At 64.3% G+C, this 16,866-nt stretch carries 14 protein-coding genes; 9 read left to right on the forward strand and 5 right to left on the reverse strand.

Annotated elements, in window-relative coordinates:
- Positions 1 to 42: 42 nt before the first annotated feature.
- The 4 genes from I5R65_RS17905 to I5R65_RS17920 are packed head-to-tail and all read right to left on the reverse strand — an operon-like array spanning position 43 to position 3,590.
- Complete coding sequence (locus tag I5R65_RS17905; protein ID WP_180666483.1) at positions 43 to 873, reverse strand: GntR family transcriptional regulator; 831 nt, start codon at positions 871 to 873, stop codon at positions 43 to 45.
- Positions 874 to 904: 31 nt separating this feature from the next.
- On the reverse strand, positions 905 to 2,152 hold the full coding sequence (locus tag I5R65_RS17910; protein WP_180666485.1) for an amidase: 1,248 nt from the start codon (positions 2,150 to 2,152) through the stop codon (positions 905 to 907).
- Positions 2,153 to 2,179: 27 nt separating this feature from the next.
- Entirely contained in the window at positions 2,180 to 3,148 is a 969-nt protein-coding gene (locus I5R65_RS17915; protein WP_180666487.1) for a polysaccharide deacetylase family protein, read from the reverse strand.
- 10 nt (positions 3,149 to 3,158) lie between these two features.
- Positions 3,159 to 3,590, reverse strand: coding sequence for a nuclear transport factor 2 family protein (locus tag I5R65_RS17920; RefSeq protein WP_180666489.1), 432 nt, complete (start codon positions 3,588 to 3,590; stop codon positions 3,159 to 3,161).
- A gap of 211 nt (positions 3,591 to 3,801) precedes the next feature.
- Here I5R65_RS17920 and I5R65_RS17925 point away from each other — a divergent pair, with 211 nt between their 5' ends.
- From I5R65_RS17925 to I5R65_RS17945, 5 genes are all read left to right on the forward strand, one after another.
- Positions 3,802 to 4,986 carry an ABC transporter substrate-binding protein gene (locus tag I5R65_RS17925; protein ID WP_180666491.1) on the forward strand — a complete coding sequence of 395 codons (1,185 nt, stop codon included), beginning with the start codon at positions 3,802 to 3,804 and terminating at the stop codon, positions 4,984 to 4,986.
- A 69-nt stretch (positions 4,987 to 5,055) separates the two neighbouring features.
- Positions 5,056 to 5,934 (forward strand): branched-chain amino acid ABC transporter permease, encoded by an 879-nt coding sequence (locus I5R65_RS17930; RefSeq protein ID WP_039874353.1) that lies wholly within the window; start codon positions 5,056 to 5,058, stop codon positions 5,932 to 5,934.
- Positions 5,931 to 8,537, forward strand: coding sequence for a branched-chain amino acid ABC transporter ATP-binding protein/permease (locus tag I5R65_RS17935; protein WP_180666492.1), 2,607 nt, complete (start codon positions 5,931 to 5,933; stop codon positions 8,535 to 8,537). The genes I5R65_RS17930 and I5R65_RS17935 overlap by 4 nt, the downstream gene beginning before the upstream one ends.
- 18 nt (positions 8,538 to 8,555) lie before the next feature.
- Entirely contained in the window at positions 8,556 to 8,969 is a 414-nt protein-coding gene (hpxZ, locus tag I5R65_RS17940) for an oxalurate catabolism protein HpxZ (protein WP_180666494.1), read from the forward strand.
- Positions 8,970 to 9,040: 71 nt separating this feature from the next.
- Positions 9,041 to 10,624 (forward strand): gamma-glutamyltransferase family protein, encoded by a 1,584-nt coding sequence (locus I5R65_RS17945; protein ID WP_180666496.1) that lies wholly within the window; start codon positions 9,041 to 9,043, stop codon positions 10,622 to 10,624.
- A 96-nt stretch (positions 10,625 to 10,720) separates the two neighbouring features.
- Here I5R65_RS17945 and I5R65_RS17950 read toward each other — a convergent pair whose 3' ends face one another.
- Positions 10,721 to 11,005 carry a hypothetical protein gene (locus I5R65_RS17950; RefSeq protein WP_180666498.1) on the reverse strand — a complete coding sequence of 95 codons (285 nt, stop codon included), beginning with the start codon at positions 11,003 to 11,005 and terminating at the stop codon, positions 10,721 to 10,723.
- Between the two features lie 13 nt (positions 11,006 to 11,018).
- On the opposite strand from I5R65_RS17950, the gene I5R65_RS17955 reads away from it, so the two are divergent.
- From I5R65_RS17955 to kdpA, 4 genes are all read left to right on the forward strand, one after another.
- On the forward strand, positions 11,019 to 13,079 hold the full coding sequence (locus tag I5R65_RS17955; RefSeq protein ID WP_180667022.1) for a diguanylate cyclase domain-containing protein: 2,061 nt from the start codon (positions 11,019 to 11,021) through the stop codon (positions 13,077 to 13,079).
- Positions 13,080 to 13,486: 407 nt separating this feature from the next.
- The gene (locus I5R65_RS17960) at positions 13,487 to 14,650 is read left to right on the forward strand and encodes a YhcG family protein (protein WP_180666499.1); all 1,164 of its coding nucleotides are present in this window, start codon (positions 13,487 to 13,489) and stop codon (positions 14,648 to 14,650) included.
- 338 nt (positions 14,651 to 14,988) lie between these two features.
- A complete protein-coding gene (gene kdpF / locus I5R65_RS17965) occupies positions 14,989 to 15,078 on the forward strand; it encodes a K(+)-transporting ATPase subunit F (RefSeq protein WP_017452361.1) in 90 nt (29 codons plus the stop codon).
- Between the two features lies 1 nt (position 15,079).
- Positions 15,080 to 16,861: a potassium-transporting ATPase subunit KdpA gene (kdpA, locus tag I5R65_RS17970; RefSeq protein WP_180666501.1), complete on the forward strand. Its 1,782-nt coding sequence runs from the start codon at positions 15,080 to 15,082 to the stop codon at positions 16,859 to 16,861.
- The last annotated feature ends 5 nt before the right edge of the window (positions 16,862 to 16,866 follow it).

A 16,866-nucleotide genomic window follows, 5' to 3' on the forward strand; every position in this document is an offset into this window, starting at 1 on the left:
CTTTTCTTCTGCCGTCACTGCGTCACAGCATCACCCTAAGGCTTATTCCATCCCCAGCATCCGTGCCAGGCTGTTGCCGCTCTTCTCGCTGACCAGGTGGATATGCTCTTCCAGCGACAGCAGATGGGCTTCCATGGCCGCCACCGCGCCCTCGGCATCACCCCGTTCGATCAGGTCCACGATAAGGGTGTGTTCGTCGTGCTCGCAGGCGGCATAGCCCGCCGGTTCGTGCAGCGCCACGATCAGCGAGCAGCGTGATACCAGCTCGCTCAGGTAGCGCTGCAACGTGGCATTGCGCGACAGCTCGGCCACCCGCATGTGGAAGGACGATGCCAGCCGCGCCCAGTGCGTCTGCGCATAGCTGTGCATGACCTCGTGTTCTTCCTTCAGTTGCCGGCGCAGCTTGGCGAGGTCGGCGCGGGTGGCGTTCTGCACCGCCAGGCGCATGATGGCGCCTTCGAGTGCACGTCGTGCCTGGAAGATTTCACGGGTCTCTTCCGGTGTCGGCATGGCCACCACCGCCCCACGATTGGGCCGCAACTCCACGATGTGTTCATGCGCCAGTTTCTGCAAGGCCTTCTGTACCACCGTACGACCCACGCCGAACAGTTCGCACAGGGCCGCTTCCGGCAGCTTGGTCCCCGGTGTCAGGCGCTGGCCCATCACGCTGTCGAAAACGGTCTGGTAGATGCGGGCGATGATGTCTTCGCCCGCTTCACCGTCCAGCACCAGTGCGGGGGCATCGGTGAGCGCGTCGTGCCGCACGCGGGGGCGACCGGCGCGGCTCTGTCGGGCCGGCGCCGGTGTCACCTCCGGATGCTTGCGGGTACGGGAAGAAGGCTTGGCAGTCTTGCGGGGAGAGGTATCGCTCATCGTCTTGTCGAGTGGTGGTTCGCGTCCGGAGCTAGCCGGCGCCGCCTTGCAGCGTGCGCCAGATGCGGGTCGCCAGCCCGATCAGGGCCAGGTCGCTGCCGGCCGGGCCCAGCAATGATACGCCGATCGGCAGCCCGGCGGGGCTGGTAAAGGGCAGGCTCACCTGCGGCAGCCCAGCCAGTCCGGCCACGCAGGTCAGGCGGAAGGTACGTGCGCGCAGCTGATCGATCTCGGCCGCGCTGGCATCGCGCAGCGGCGCCACGCTGGATGCGGAGGGAATCACCGCTACCCCGTCTGCCCCCAGCAACGTGCGCACCCGGTGGCGTACCAGGTCCTGTTTTTCCCGCGCAGCGCGGGCGGTCTCGGCGCTGGTGTCACGTGCCATGTCCCAGCGCGCCTGCACGGCCGGGCCGAACACCGGTCGGGTCTGGCTGATCCAGTCACCGTGGCATTGCCAGGCATCGTAGGCGGAGGCACTGATGTAGGCCTGGCGCCATCTTTCCAGTTCCCCCTCCGCACCCGACAGGCGCATGTGCTCGCCCGGCATGGTGTTGCGCAGGCACTCGTACACCCGATGCAGGACCGGATGGAATTCGGGATCGGCCAGCTCCAGCATGTCGAACGGCAGCAGCACCTTGCGCAGGGGCGTATCGGCGGTACCCGGCAGCAGCGCCCGGCCGACGCGTTCGAAGACCTCGGGATCGTGCGCCAGCCAGGTGGCGGTGTCGAAGCTGGGGCACAGCGGTGCCATGCTGGCCGTGGATAGCAGGCCAAAGCTGGTGCGCAATCCCCACACGCCGCAATAGCTGGCCGGCACCCGGGTCGAGCCGCCGGTATCGGTGCCCAGCGCAAAGTCGCACAAGCGCGCCGCCACAGCAGCCGCCGAGCCGCTGGAAGAGCCGCCCGGTACGCGGTCCGGGGCGGCGCTGTTGACCGGCGTGCCGTAGTGGTGGTTGTCGCCATGGATGCTGTAGGCCAGTTCGTCGGTGAGGGTCTTGCCCACCAACGTGGCACCGGCTTGCAGCAAGTGATCGATCAGCGCATTGCTGCGCTGGGGGATAGGGTGCGTGCGCAGCCAGTCGGGGTTGCCGGCGCCGGTGGGGTGGCCGGCTACGTCGAACAGGTCCTTGGCCGCGAAGCGCAGCCCGGCCAGTGGACCGCTGGCGGTGCCGGCCAGGGTGAAGCGTCCATGCGCGACGAAGGCGCCAACGTGGTCATCGATGTCGAAGGCGGTGATGCTGTTGGTGATGGCAGGGGGCATGCCTGATGCAGTGTTCAACTCATTCTCCAGAGACGGATGCCGGCCTCAGAAAGGCTGGCGCAATTGTTCCAGCGACGCGACGTGGTCGCAGATGGCACCGGGGGTGGTGAACCAGATCTCGCCCCGGTCGCGGGCGGCCGCCAGGTGTTGCAGGGCGCTGCGCAGATGGCGCAGGCGATAGGGCTGGCCCACCAGGTAGGGGTGCAGGGCGATGCCCATCACCAGCGGCTGCTGCACCGACTGCTCCAGCATCTCGTCGACGTTGTCGACGATCATGCGGGCGAAATCGCGCCCATCCATCTGACGTGCCACGATCATGGGGATGTCGTTCAACTCCTGCGGATAGGGAATCGACCACAGCGTCTCCCCGCTGCGCGTGAGCATGTGCACCGGTTGGTCGTCATGTGCCCAGTTCAGGGTGTAGCGATAGCCGGTTTCCTGCAGCAGGTCCGGCGTGACCAGGCTTTCCGAAATCCAGGGTGAGAGCCAGCCGGTGGGCGCAACCCCGCTCTCGGCGGCGATGCGCTCGCGGCAGTGGCGCAGCAGCGCCGCCTCCGCCGCTTCCTCCAGCCTGCCTTGCTGGTGGGCATTGGTATGGCCGTGGCCGATCAGTTCGTCGCCTCGCGCCACAAAGGCCGCCACCAGTTCCGGGCAATGGTCGTAGAGCGCGGTATTGATCAACACCCCGGCCGGCAAGCCCAATTGCTCAAAGAGTTCGAGACAGCGCCAGGCGCCGACCCGGTTGCCGTATTCCCGCCAGGCATAGTTGAGCACATCCGGTTCGGGACAAACCGGTCCCAACTTGGCCCCCAGCCCCTCGCCGAAGGCAAAGTGCTCGATGTTGAAGCCCAGATAGACCGCCAGGCGGGCGCCATTGGGCCAGCGATAGTGCGGTCGGCGATGGATGGCCGAATAGCCGAAGCGCCCATGCGAGGGCAGGGCTGTATAGGTTTCGCGGCCGGAGTCTTGTCCCAGCGCAGCGTCGGCGCCCGGCGGCAGGATCGTGGTCTGCATGCGTCCTCCCTCAGAGCTCGGCCAGGCCGGCGCGCACCAGCATGCGTTCGGCGCTGTCGTTCCAGACATCCATCTGCACGATCAGCCCATGGCGCACCACGTAGCGGTCGACGTAACGGTTGCCCTCGAAAGCCTCGCCATCGGGCCATACGCCAACCAGCGTGCCGCGGTTGTACACGATGGCCTGTTCCAGCGTGGCACCGGCCACCACTTCGGTCGCTTCAAAACGCTTCTTGACCCAGCCGTAGCGGCCGGCATTGAAGGCCGCGCATTGCGCCGGATCGATCATTTCGCGGCCGCCGGTAAAACGTATTTTTAGTTCCGATGAGACGAAGCGGCGCGCCGCCACCGGATCGGGGATCATCAGCACGCGCAGGTATTCGTCTACCAGCGCGGCGGGATCGTAGGGCAGGGGGCTGCTTGATGATAGTGCGGCGTGCATCATTTTCTCCAGGGTCTGCACAATGCTTGTGCGTTATTGACTGCAATTAATATTGATTATCAGCGGCAATAAAGCTAAATAAATGCTGAAACTATTAGATAAATATTGTCGGCAATAATTAGGCGATGCAGTGCTGCTTGGCATAGCCCTTGCATAAGTCATGCCGGGCAGAGCACTCAATCAATTACTGGAACCTACTGGAGGGATTCACATGATCCGTTTCACGCGCCGCACCCTGATCGCTGCCGCCGCAGCGACCGTCGCCACCGCACTGTCGCCGCTGGCGCTGGCCGCCGACACCATCAAGATCGGTCTGGTCACCGCCCTGTCGGGCCAGTCCGCGCAGGCCGGCGAAGCCTTGACCCGTGGCATGAGCATTGCCATCGACGAGATCAACGCCAAGGGCGGACTGCTCGGTGGCCGCAAGCTGGAACTGGTGCGCCGCGATGACGAAGGCAACCCCGCCAAGGGCGTGGTGGCGGCACGCGAACTGATCTTCAAGGAAAAGGTGGCAGTGCTCTTCGGCGGCCTCGATACGCCGGTGTCGATGGCCATCGTCCCCATCATCAACCAGGAAAAAGTCCCCTTCGTCGGTCCCTGGGCGGCGGGCACCGGTGTGACCAGGAACGGCGCCAATCCCAACTACGCCTTCCGCGTCTCGGCCGTGGATGAGCTGGTGGACAAGGCCATGCTCAACTATGCGCAAAAGACCTTCAAGAGCAGCAAGGCCGGCCTGATCCTGGTCAACAATCCCTGGGGTGAGTCCAACGAGAAGGGCATCGTCGCTGCGCTGGCGGAGAAGGGCCTGAAGCCGGCCGGCATCGAGAAGTTCGAAGCCAGCGATGTCGACGTGGTGCCGCAACTGAGCCGCCTCAAGGCCGCCGGTGCCGATACCCTGTACCTGGTGGGTAACGTCGGTCCTTCGGCGCAGGTGGTCAAGTCGCTTGATCGCATGGGCTGGAAGGTGCCGGTGGTGTCGCACTGGGGACCGGCCGGCGGCCGCTTCACCGAACTGGCCGGACCGAATGCCAAAAACGTCCACTTCATCCAGACCTTCAGCTTCTTCGGCAAGCTCTCCCCGGTGGGCGAGAAGGTGGTCGCCGAGCTCAAGGCCAAGTATCCCGCCATCAAGGGGCCGGACGACATCACCCCCGCCGTCGGCGTGGCCAATGCCTATGACGGCATGCAGCTGGCGGCACTGGCCATTGCCAAGGCCGGCTCCACCAATGGCGATGCGGTGCGCGAGGGCTTCTACAAGATCGATCGTTACGAAGGCCTGATCAAGACCTACGTCAAGCCGTTCAGCCCCGGTGTGCATGACGCCCTGCAGGCCGACGACTATGTCTGGGCGCAGTTCATCGACAACCGCATCCTGCCGGTCGGCCTGAGCCAGTAACGCAAACTTGGAAAGAAACGCGTCGTCTTTCGCCCCAGCAGGGACGACAGGCGGCGCCAGGAGAACACGATGTTGCTGTTGTCGGCACTGATCAGCGGATTCGGACTGGGGAGCATGTACGGTCTGATGGCGCTCGGCTTCTATATGACGTATGCCGTTTCCGGCACCGTCAATTTTGCACAGGGCAGCTCCATGATGCTGGGCGCCGTGCTGTGTTTCACCTTCGCCCAGACGCTGGGCTGGCCGATGTGGCTGGCCATCCTGCTGGCCCTGGCAGCCTGTGCGCTGTACGGTTTGCTGGTGGAGATACTGGCGGTGCGTCCCTTCGCGCGCCAGGGTTCCAATGCCTGGCTGATGTCCACCGTGGCGCTGGGTATCGTGCTCGATAACCTGGTCATGCACACCTTCGGCAAGGAGCCGCGCAGCCTGCCTTCGCCGCTGGCGCTGTCGTCCATCGAACTGGGCGGCGTGGGCTTGGGCGTGTACCCGCTGCACCTGTTGATCCCGGCCATCGGCCTGGCACTCGCCGCCTTGCTGCATACCGTCTCGCGTCGCACCCGCTGGGGGACGGCCCTGCTGGCGGTAGTACAGAACCGCGATGCGGCGCGCCTGATGGGCATTCCCATCACCCGTGCGATTGCGGTGGCCTTCGCGCTTTCGACCCTGCTGGCCGGCGTGGCCGGGGTGCTGATCGCGCCGCTGTTCAACGTCAATGCCGACATGGGCACGCTGTTCGGCCTGAAGGCCTTCGCGGTGGCCATCCTCGGTGGCATCACCAGCGCCTGGGGCGTGATGATCGCCGGCCTGCTGTTCGGCATGGCCGAGGCGCTCATCACGGCCACCCTCGGTTCCGGTTATACCCAGATCATCACCTTCGCTCTGGTGATCGTGGTGCTGGCCATTCGTCCCAACGGCCTGTTCGGTCGCGCACAGGTGAAAAAGGTATGAATCGTCTTCCCCCTTCCATTGCCCGCAGCCTGCAGGCGAAAGGCTCCACGTCGGCAGCACCGGCAGCATCGGCTGTGCCTGCAGTTTCATCCCCTGTCAAGCTCGGTCTGGGTAGCCCCGCCGCACTGATGTTCTCGGCAATGGGCCTGATCGCTGCCATCACGCTGGCGCTCTCGATCAACAGCTACTACGTCTTCGTGCTGGCCGGCATTGCGCTGGTGGCCATCGTCGGTATCGGCCTGAATGTCCTGATCGGCCTGACCGGGCAGGTCTCCTTCGGCCATGTCGGCTTCTATGCGGTGGGCGCCTATACGGTGGCCATCCTCACCACCAAGGCCGGGTTGTCGTTCTGGCTGGCCTGGCCACTGGCGGCGCTGGTGGCCGGTGCACTGGGCATCTTGCTGGCGCTGCCGGCGCTGCGCGTGAAGGGGCCCTATCTGGCCATGATCACGATCGCCTTCAGCTTCATCATCCAGCACGCCATCATCGAACTGCGCGATCTCACCGGTGGCCAGAACGGCATCATGGGGCTGGTCGCACCGTCCTTCATGGGTTTGCAGGCCGAGCGCGCGATTGCCGTGCTGGGTCTGGTGACGGCGGCGGTGGTATTGGCCGCCTACTGCTGGCTCTCGCGCGGCAGCTGGGGCGCGGCCATGCGCGCCGTGCGCGACAGCGAGACGGCGGCCGAATCCATCGGTCTCAATCCGCTGGTGATCAAGACCGTCGCCTTTGCGGTGTCGGCCGCGCTGGCTGGACTGGCCGGTGGCCTGTTCGCGCCGTTGTCCACCTTCGTCACGCCGGACACCTTCAGCTTCATGCAGTCCATCCTCTTCGTGCTGGTGGTGGTGCTGGGTGGTTCCGGTTCCACCCTCGGCCCGGTGATCGGTGCCGTGATCGTGGGTGCACTGCCGGAACTGCTGTCCAGCCTGGAAGACTACCGTCTCCTGTTCTTCGGCGCCTTGCTGTTGTTGGTGCTGTGGGTCGCACCCGATGGCGTGACGGGTCTGCTGGGCAAGCTCGCTGCGCGCCTGCGCAAGCCGGCCGCTTTCCCACCTTCCGTCACCGCTACGCAGGACGATGACATTGCCCAGCCGGCACTGCCGTCAAGGACGCGCCGCACCTTGTCCGCGGACGGACTCACCATGGTCTTCGGTGGCGTGCGCGCCGTCAGCGATCTTGGCTTCGAGGTGCCCGGTGCCGCCGTCACCAGCCTGATCGGCCCCAACGGTGCGGGCAAGACCACGGCGCTGAACATGCTCTCCGGCTTCTATCGCCCCAGTGCCGGTCGCTTCATGCTGGGCGACACCGAACTGGCCGGACTACCGGCCTTCCGCATCGCCCGCCATGGCGTGGCCCGTACCTACCAGACTTCGCAACTGTTCGGCAGCCTGTCGGTGGCCGACAATGTGGCGCTGGCCTGCGCACGCGGTCGCCTGGGCGGCCTGCTGTCCTCACGCGGCTTCCTGGACGGCGCGGTGCGCGAACACAGCCAACGCCTGCTGGACTTCTGCGGCTATCGCGGTGCACTCGACATCGCCAGCGCCGACCTGGCTCACGTCGATCGCCGTCTGGTGGAAATCGCCCGGGCGCTGGCCGCCGATCCCGACGTACTGTTGCTCGATGAACCAGCTGCCGGCCTGTCGCGCGAAGACAAGACCTTGCTGGCGCAACTGTTGACCCGCATCGCCGCGGCCGGCATCAGCGTGGTGGTGGTCGAGCACGACATGGAACTGGTGATGCAGATTTCACGCCGCATCGTGGTACTGGACGCCGGGCAGCGCCTGGCCATCGGCAGCCCGCAGGAAGTACAGAACGATCCCGCCGTGCGCAAGGCCTACCTGGGCGAGGGCGGCCAGCAGCCGGTGGCGGTGGCACGCGCAGCAGTGGCCGGTGCCAGCGAATTGCTGGGCGTCGGCGAGCTGGTCACAGGCTATGGCGCCGAACCGGTCCTGCATGGCATCAACCTGCAGGTCAGGCAGGGCGAGATGATTGCGCTGCTGGGCGCCAATGGCGCCGGCAAGTCCACCCTGATGCGCGCGCTGGCCGGCTTGCACCGACCGGTACAGGGCGGTATCCACGTCGGCGGCGTTAACCTGATGCACCTGCGTGCCGAGCAGATCGTGCGCCATGGCGTGGTGCTGGTGCCGGAGGGCCGGCAGGTGTTCCCCGAACTGTCGGTACTGGACAATATCCGCCTCGGCGCCTTCCTCTATCCGCAGGACGTGGAAGCGCGGGTAGAGGAAATGCTGGGACGCTTCCCGCGTCTGCGTGAACGCCTGCATCAGCGCGCCGGCCTGCTCTCCGGCGGCGAGCAGCAGATGCTGGCCATCGCCCGTGGCCTGATGTCGCGCCCGCGTGTGCTGCTGCTGGATGAACCATCGCTGGGTCTGGCGCCGAAGGTGATCGCCGAACTGTTCGCGGCGCTGGACCAGTTGCGCCGCGAAAACATGACCATCGTGCTGGTGGACCAGATGGCGGCCCTGGCGCTGTCGCTGGCCGACCGCGCCTACGTGATCGAAGGCGGGCGCGTGGTGGCGCAGGGCACGGCCGCCGAGATTGCCGCCAACGACGCCCTGGCCAAGGCCTATCTGGGCGCCCACTGAGGACACTGAGGAATCAGCATGGAATCGACACAACCGTTCGAGATCAACCTGCCGGAGGTCGTGGCCGAAGTGCGCCATGCCTTCCAGCGTTATGAAGTGGCGCTGACCACCAACCAGGTCGAGGTGCTGGATGAGCTCTTCCTCGATGGACCGCATACCGTACGCTACGGCGCCACCGAGAACCTGGTCGGTACCGATGCCATCCGCGCCTTCCGCCAGGGGCGCTCGCCGAAGAACCTGATGCGCACCCTGCGCCAGACCGTCATCACCACCTACGGTCAGGACTATGCCGTCGCCAATACCGAGTTCAGCCGCGAGGGGGAAACGCGCATCGGCCGCCAGAGCCATACCTGGCTGCGCCTGCCGCAGGGCTGGCGCATCGTCGCCGCGCATGTTTCCTGGATGGATGCACCGAAATCGATGCCGGCCTGAACGCTGCGCCGTCCCCGGTTATCATCGTCGCATTGCCTTCCCATCCAATATAAATACCTCAGGAGTCAGCCATGTTGTATAGCAAGACCTGTCTGGGCGGTATGGTCACCGCTCCCCATCACCTGGCCGCGCAAGCCGGCGCGCAGATCCTGCGCGAAGGCGGCAATGCGGTCGAAGCCATGGTGGCTGCGGCTGCCGCCATCGCGGTGGTCTATCCGCACATGAACGGCATCGGCGGCGACGGCTTCTGGCTGATCAGCGAGCCCGGTCGCGAGCCGGTGGCGATCCGCGCCTGCGGACCGTCGGCGGCCCTGGCGACCAAGGCGTTCTATGCCGGGCATGGCTACAGCGCGGTACCCACCCGTGGCGCGCATGCGGCGCTGACGGTGGCCGGCGCCGTGGGAGGCTGGTCGGCCGCACTCGATTACGCGCAACGCTTCGGCCGCGCTCTGCCGCTGCCGGTGCTCTTGGCCGACGCCATCCGTCACGCCCAGGCCGGGGTCCCCATCACCCGTTCGCAACATGAACTCACCCGCGACAAGTGGGGCGAACTCAAGGACCAGCCCGGCTTTGCCGCCACCTATGCGGCCGCCGGCATTCCGGCCCAGGGTGCGGTGCTGAAACAGCCAGCCCTGGCCGCGAGCCTGTCGCGCCTGGCCGAAGCCGGACTGGACGACTTCTATCGCGGCGACCTCGCCGCCACCCTGGCAGCCGGCCTGGAAGCGGCCGGCAGCCCGGTGCGTCGTGCCGACCTGGAAGCCTTCCGCGCCCAGATCGTGCAGCCGCTGATGGTGCAATTGCGCTCAGGCCGCGTCTACAATCTGCCGCCGCCGACGCAGGGCGTCTCCGCGCTGATGATCATCGGCCTGTTCGATCGGCTGGGCATCACCGAGGCCGATGGCTTCGCCCATATCCACGGCCTGGTGGAAGCCACCAAGCGCGCCTTCATCCTGCGTAACAAGCATGTCACCGACCCGGCCCACATGAGCGTGGACGCGGCGCACTGGCTGCTGGCCGAGGCACTGGACCAGGAGGCGCGCCAGATCCACCTGCAGCAGGCCGCGCCCTGGCCGCATCCGGCCAAGCCCGGCGACACCATCTGGATGGGCGCGGCCGATGCGCAGGGCCGCGTGGTCAGCTACATCCAGAGCATCTTCTGGGAATTCGGCAGTGGCGTGGTGCCGGCCGATACCGGCATCGTCTGGCAGAACCGTGGCGCCAGTTTCACCCTGGACGATGGCGCCAACCAGCTGCAGCCGGGCAAGCTGCCGTTCCATACCCTCAATCCCTCGCTGGCGCGTCTGGAGGATGGCCGTACCCTGGCCTACGGCACCATGGGTGGGGAAGGGCAGCCGCAGACCCAGGCCGCCGTATTCACCCGTCATGTGCTCTTCGGCCAGAACCTGCAGGCCGCCGTCAGCGCGCCGCGCTGGCTGCTGGGACGGACCTGGGGCGATGTCTCCACCAACCTGAAGGTCGAAGGCCGGGTGCCGGCCACCACTATCGAGGCCCTGCGCCAGGCAGGTCACGAAGTGCAGGTGGTGGAGGAATACACCGACATGATGGGACACGCCGGCGCAGTCTGCGTGCATCCGGATGGCGTCATCGAAGGCGCCACCGATCCCCGCGCCGATGGCGTGTGCGCCGGCCTGTAAATCTCCATTTCCCACCCCGCGACGGATGGCCGCGATCCTCACAGATCGTCGCCATCCGTTGTCTTTTTGCATTTCCCGTCTGTCGGGAAATGCTGTCTATTGCGCGCTTTTGCCTGCAGTCATGTCGCTTTGAGGGGAAAGCGTTGCGGAGTATTGGTGAGTATTTTCCTGTGTAAAAATTTTCTCGAAGTTTTTCGGGAAATGCGATGAAAAACCATAGTTGTTCTGGCAAGATGCCGAAATACCCAAGCGGTTCACAGGGGAGCCGTCATGCATCCAGTCGTATCGCAGCATTTTGTCTGAATTGAACAAGAAAAACGCCCCATCTCCGCCGAATCTGTCGTCGCTGATTACGCTGGGGGTGGTTATAACTGTGCTCATCACGACCGTGTCAGTGCTGATTCTGGTGGATCAGTTCACGCGCGGCTACGCGCGTTCGGAATCCGAAACGCGCATGAAGCAGCTGGCCTGGCAGATGCAGGACGCGCTCGAGCGCGGCATGAGCGAACGCGAAATCGATCTGCGCCTGCTGGTGCAACGTCCTTCCATCCGCACCGCGACCGACGTGACGCGCGTGCGCCGGGTGCTCAACGAACTGCAGTCCAATGTGCCGCACTATGCCTGGATCGGCCTGGCGCAACCCGACGGCGCCGTGCTGGCGGCCACCAATGGCTTGCTTGAAGGTGTCAGCGTGGCCGAGCGCCCCTGGTTCCAGGAAGGCCAGAAAAGCGAATATACGGGCGACTACCATCCCGCACTCCTCTTGAGCAAAAAGCTGCAGCCGCAGTCCGATCCCTGGCGTTTCGTCGACCTCGCTGCGCCCGTACAGGATGCTGACGGCCATCTGGTGGGCGTGCTGGGCATGCATCTGTCCTGGAGCTGGGCCCGCGATATCGCCGCCAAGCTGCTCGATCCCACCGGCAATCGCTACGACGTGGACGTGATCATCGTGCGCGATGACGACACGGTCATCCTCGGTCCCCGCAACCTGGAAGAAACCAAGATCGATACCGCCAGCGTGCGCGCAGCGCGGACCTCGCGCAACGGCGGCTCGCTGCTGGAGACCTGGCCAGATGGTCAGCGTTATGTCACCGGTTACGCCCGTACCGGACAGAAGGGTGGCATGAAGCTGAACTGGAGCGTGCTGGTACGCCAGCCCGAGTCGGTGGCGCTGGCTGCCTTCCGCGATCTGGAGCGCCGCGTGATCCTGGTCGGCACGCTCTCCGGGGTGGTGCTGGTGGTGCTGGCCTATGTCCTGACGCGGCGCCTGGTGGCACCCATCAATGCGTTGTCAGCCGCACTGGAACAGCGTGCCGCAGGGCGCTCGGATGTCTCCATCCCGCGCGTGGACAGCTATCGCGAAATCCATTTGCTGTCTTCCACCCTGGTCAACATGGTGGCACGCGAAGAAAGCTATCTGCGCGAAGTGCGTTCTCTCAACGAAGGCCTGGAACAGCGTGTCGCCGAACGCACCAGCCGCCTGCACGAGACCGCCACGGCCCTGCAGCAGGCGCTGGACCAGCAGCAGGCCAACCAGATCCAGCTCGAAGAAAGCGCCGCCGAATTGCGCGCCATCCTGGAAAATGCCCAGGACGCCTTCATCGCCGCCGACGAACAGGGGCGGGTGGTCGAATGGAACCGCCAGGCCGAACTGTTGCTGGGTTGGCCGCGTGACCAGGCCATGGGACGCGACATGGCTGAACTGATCATCCCGCCGGACATGCGGGCTGCGCACAATCGTGGCATGGCGCAGTTCCTCGAGGATGGCACCAGCGTGGTCATCAACAACCGCATCGAACTGCAGGCCCTGCATTACGATGGACATGAATTGCCCATCGAGATCACGGTCGGGCATGTCAAGCGGCAGAGCGGCCACCTGTTCATCGCCTTCCTGCATGACATCACCGAACGCCTGGCCTTCCGTGACCAGATGCGTGAGCTGGCCCTCACCGACGTACTGACCAGCCTGCCCAATCGCCGCGCCTTCAGCGACCGCCTGCCCGAGGGCATGATGCGCGCGCGCCGCGCCCATCAGCTGCTGGCCCTGTTCTTCATGGATCTGGACGGATTCAAGGGCATCAACGACCGCTACGGTCACGAAGCCGGCGATGAACTGCTGGTCGAGTTTGCGCGTCGTCTGCAACAATCGGTGCGCGACGTCGATACCGTGGCGCGCCTGGCCGGCGACGAGTTCGTGGTGATCCTGGAAAACCTGCAATCCCAGGAAGACGCCCTGATGGTGGCCGAGAAGGTCCTCCACACCATCCGCGAACCCTTCCAGCTGACCCACTCCACGGTCAACATCTCCAGCAGTATCGGGGTGGCGGTCTACCACCCCGACCTGGACGGCGAAGTCGGCCCCGAAGAACTCCTGGCCATGGCCGACAAGGCCATGTACGCCGCCAAGCGTCTGGGCAAGAACCGCGTCGAACTGGGCAAGGTGTCCGACGTCTGATTGGCCGGCGCTGCCGGCCGCTATTGTTTTCTCTTCCCGTTTCTCCCCTCGTTATTACCGTAGCGCCGCCATGGTGTCTTGCGGTTGTCAGGTATTCCAGCGTCTTCTCGGCGTGATGCCCTGCCAATCTGAATCCGGACGCGATCCAGACCTTGCATTCAAAGACACTCAAAAGACATTCTTCGATTTATTACGCTTTCTTCGACGCGGCTTCTTATCGCGCCATGCTGGTCGCAGATAATCCCGGACTCTGCGATATCTACGTTTCAGTCATCTCTTCATTCGCTACTACGGACTCGACGATCGTGAAAACAGCTCTCGCCGCCCCACCAGATGTTGAATTCCGACAATCCGACGGAGAATCGACCATCGCGTCCGGCTCCCGTATTGCGTAGCTACCTATACACATGGTCAATTGTCCCGAATCCGATTCGTCGGATCATGCCGACTACGCCGCCGCCCACACCGAAATCGTGGACCTGATCGAGACGGCCCGACGCGCTGCCGCACGCAGCGTCAATGCCTTCATGACGGCCAGCTATTGGGAGATCGGGCGGCGCATCGTCGAGCTGGAGCAGGGTGGCAGGGAGCGGGCAGGATACGGACAGGCTTTGCTCAAGCGTCTGTCGGCAGACCTGTCTGCCCGCTTCGGGCGAGGGTTCGGCGTAGACTCACTGGAATCCATGCGCTTGTTCTACCAGACCTATCCGCCTTCGGCGATATCCGAATCACCGATTCGGATATCGCCAGCAGGCAGCCTGGCGCTGCCCCCAAGGTCGTTGACCAGACATTTCGACATCCGTCAGATGGCGCAAGTATTCCCGCTGTCCTGGACCCACTATATCCACCTGATGCGCCGTACACGTTCAGCGGAAGAGCGGGCATTCTACGAAGCCGAAGCCCTGCGTGGCGGGTGGAGTGTACGCCAGCTCGACCGCCAGATCAGTTCCCAGTTTCACACCCGCGCCTTGCTGTCGAAGAACAAGCGCACCATGCTTGAAGAAGGGAGCCAGCAGCAGCCCCAGGATGTCGTCACGCCAGATGAGGTGATCAAAGATCCCTACGTGCTGGAGTTCCTCGACCTCAAGGATGAGTATTCCGAATCCAATCTGGAGGAGGCACTCATCCGACGCCTAGAAGATTTCCTGCTTGAACTGGGTAGCGACTTCACCTTTGTCGGCCGCCAGCGAAGACTGCGCATCGACGAAAGCTGGTTCCGCGTGGATCTGCTGTTTTTTCACCGCCGCCTGCGTTGCCTGGTCATCATCGATCTGAAACTGGGTGAACTCAGTCATGCCGATGTCGGGCAGATGCATATGTATTGCAACTATGCCCGCGAGCATTGGACGTTGCCGGATGAAAATCCGCCCGTCGGCCTGATCCTGTGCGCCCGTGCCAGATCGGCGCTAGCCCGCTACGCCCTGGAAGGTCTGCCCAACAAAATCATGGCGGCCCAATACCAAACCGTGCTGCCTGACGTAAAGCTGCTGGAAGCAGAACTGGAGAAGACGCAGAGAGAACTCCAGGCGCGGCACGTTGCGCGCAATGTCGATGGTGTTGGCGACCTGTAGTCCGCACGCGGACGTCAGAGAAACCACCCGTCCTGCAAGCCACCTCTTCTCGCCCGACCCCACCTCGCTCCGCCCGCACGTCATCACCTTGCCTGCCCACGTTTACTTCTTGTTTACACCCTCGCCCCAAACATTTACCCGGATTTAATGCCGCTTTCCCTATCGTTCCACTGTCGCTGATTCCGGTTCCCGGAGCGGCGGGACACAACGTCAACAATGGAGTGGGAAATGTGGCAAACGGATTTTCTCTACGTGGGCATGCTGCTGGTCTGCGGCATCTCGATGTGGGCATTCATCGCCCTGTGCAGCCGTCTGGAACGGCAGGAAGGCGAGAAGAAATGAACCTCATGTATCTGCTGGGGCTGGTCGTTTCCATCGCCCTGTTGCTGTACCTGGTCTATGCGCTGATCAAGCCGGAGGACTTCTGACATGGATAGCAACAACTACCTCCAGCTCGGCCTCTACCTGGTCGTGCTGCTGATTCTCTCCTTGCCACTGGGCTGGTACATGGCCCGCGTGATGGAGGGCAAGTCACGCGTGAACCGGCTCTTCGGTGGTGTCGAACGTGTCTTCTATCGCCTCTGCGGCATCAGCCGCGAGCAAGACATGGACTGGAAGCAGTACGCCATCGCCGTGGTGCTGTTCAACTTCCTCGGGTTGATCGTGGTGTATCTGCTGCAGCGCCTTCAGCAATGGCTGCCGTTGAACCCGCAGGCACTGCCCACGGTGAGTCCCGACTCGTCCTTCAACACCGCGCTGAGCTTCGTCACCAATACCAACTGGCAGGGCTATGTGGGCGAATCCACCATGAGCTACCTGACCCAGATGGCGGCGCTGGCGGTGCAGAACTTCCTCTCGGCGGCCACCGGTATCGCGATTGCCTTCGCGCTCATTCGCGGCTTTGCCCGCCACAGCAGCAAGGGCATCGGCAACTTCTGGGTGGACCTGACCCGCAGCACGTTCTATGTGCTGCTGCCGCTGTCGGTGGTGCTGGCCCTGGTGCTGGTGCAGCAGGGCAGCATCCAGAACTTCCGCTCCTACCAGGAAGTGAAGACGCTGGAAGTGACCCACTACACCGTGCCAAAACTGGATGCCGCCGGCCAGCCCCTGAAGGATGCCAAGGGCGAACCGCTGGTCGATGCCCAGAGCACCGACCGCCAGACCCTGCCGATGGGACCGGTGGCCTCGCAGGAAGCCATCAAGATGATCGGCACCAATGGCGGTGGCTTCTTCAATGCCAACTCGGCGCACCCCTACGAGAATCCGACACCGCTCTCCAACTTCCTGCAGATGCTGGCCATCCTCATCATCCCGGCCGCGCTCTGTACCAGCTTCGGCGTGCTGGTCGGCGACCGGCGCCAGGGCTGGGCCATCCTGGCCTCGATGACCTTGCTGTTCGTGGTACTCACGCTGGTACTGATGTACAGCGAATCGCAGGCCAATCCCATGCTGGCGTCGCTGCACGCCTCCGGCCCCGGCATGATGGAAGGCAAGGAGACCCGCTTCGGCATCCCGGCCTCGGCACTGTTCGCTTCCATCACCACGGCGGCCTCCTGCGGTGCGGTCAATGCCATGCACGACTCGCTCTCGCCATTGGGCGGACTGGTGCCGATGCTGCAGATGCAGCTGGGCGAGGTGGTGTTCGGCGGGGTCGGCTCGGGCCTGTACGGCATGCTCATCTTCGCGGTGCTGGCGGTGTTCATCGCCGGCCTGATGATCGGTCGCACGCCGGAATACCTGGGCAAGAAGATCGGCGTGTTCGACATGAAGATGATGTCGATCGCCATCCTGATGACCCCGGCCCTGGTGCTGATCTTCACCGCCCTGTCGGTGATGGTGGAGGGCGGCCTGGCCGGCATCGCCAACCCCGGTGCGCATGGTTTCTCGGAAATCCTGTACGCCTTCAGCTCGGCGGCCAACAACAACGGCAGCGCCTTTGCCGGGCTCTCGGCCAATACGCCGTACTACAACATCACGACCGGCCTGTGCACCTGGCTGGGCCGCTTCGGCATCATCGTGCCGGTGCTGGCCATGGCCGGTTCGCTGGCCGGCAAGAAGCGCCTGGCGGCCACGTCCGGCACCTTGCCCACGCACGGCCCGCTGTTCGTGGCCCTGCTGATCGGCGCGGTGATCCTGGTGGGTGCACTGACCTATGTGCCGGCACTGGCGCTGGGGCCGGTGGTGGAACACCTGCAGATGATGGCGATGTAATTGAT

This window comes from Herbaspirillum sp. AP02, assembly GCF_015767275.1.
In the GTDB taxonomy this organism is placed as follows: domain Bacteria; phylum Pseudomonadota; class Gammaproteobacteria; order Burkholderiales; family Burkholderiaceae_D; genus Herbaspirillum.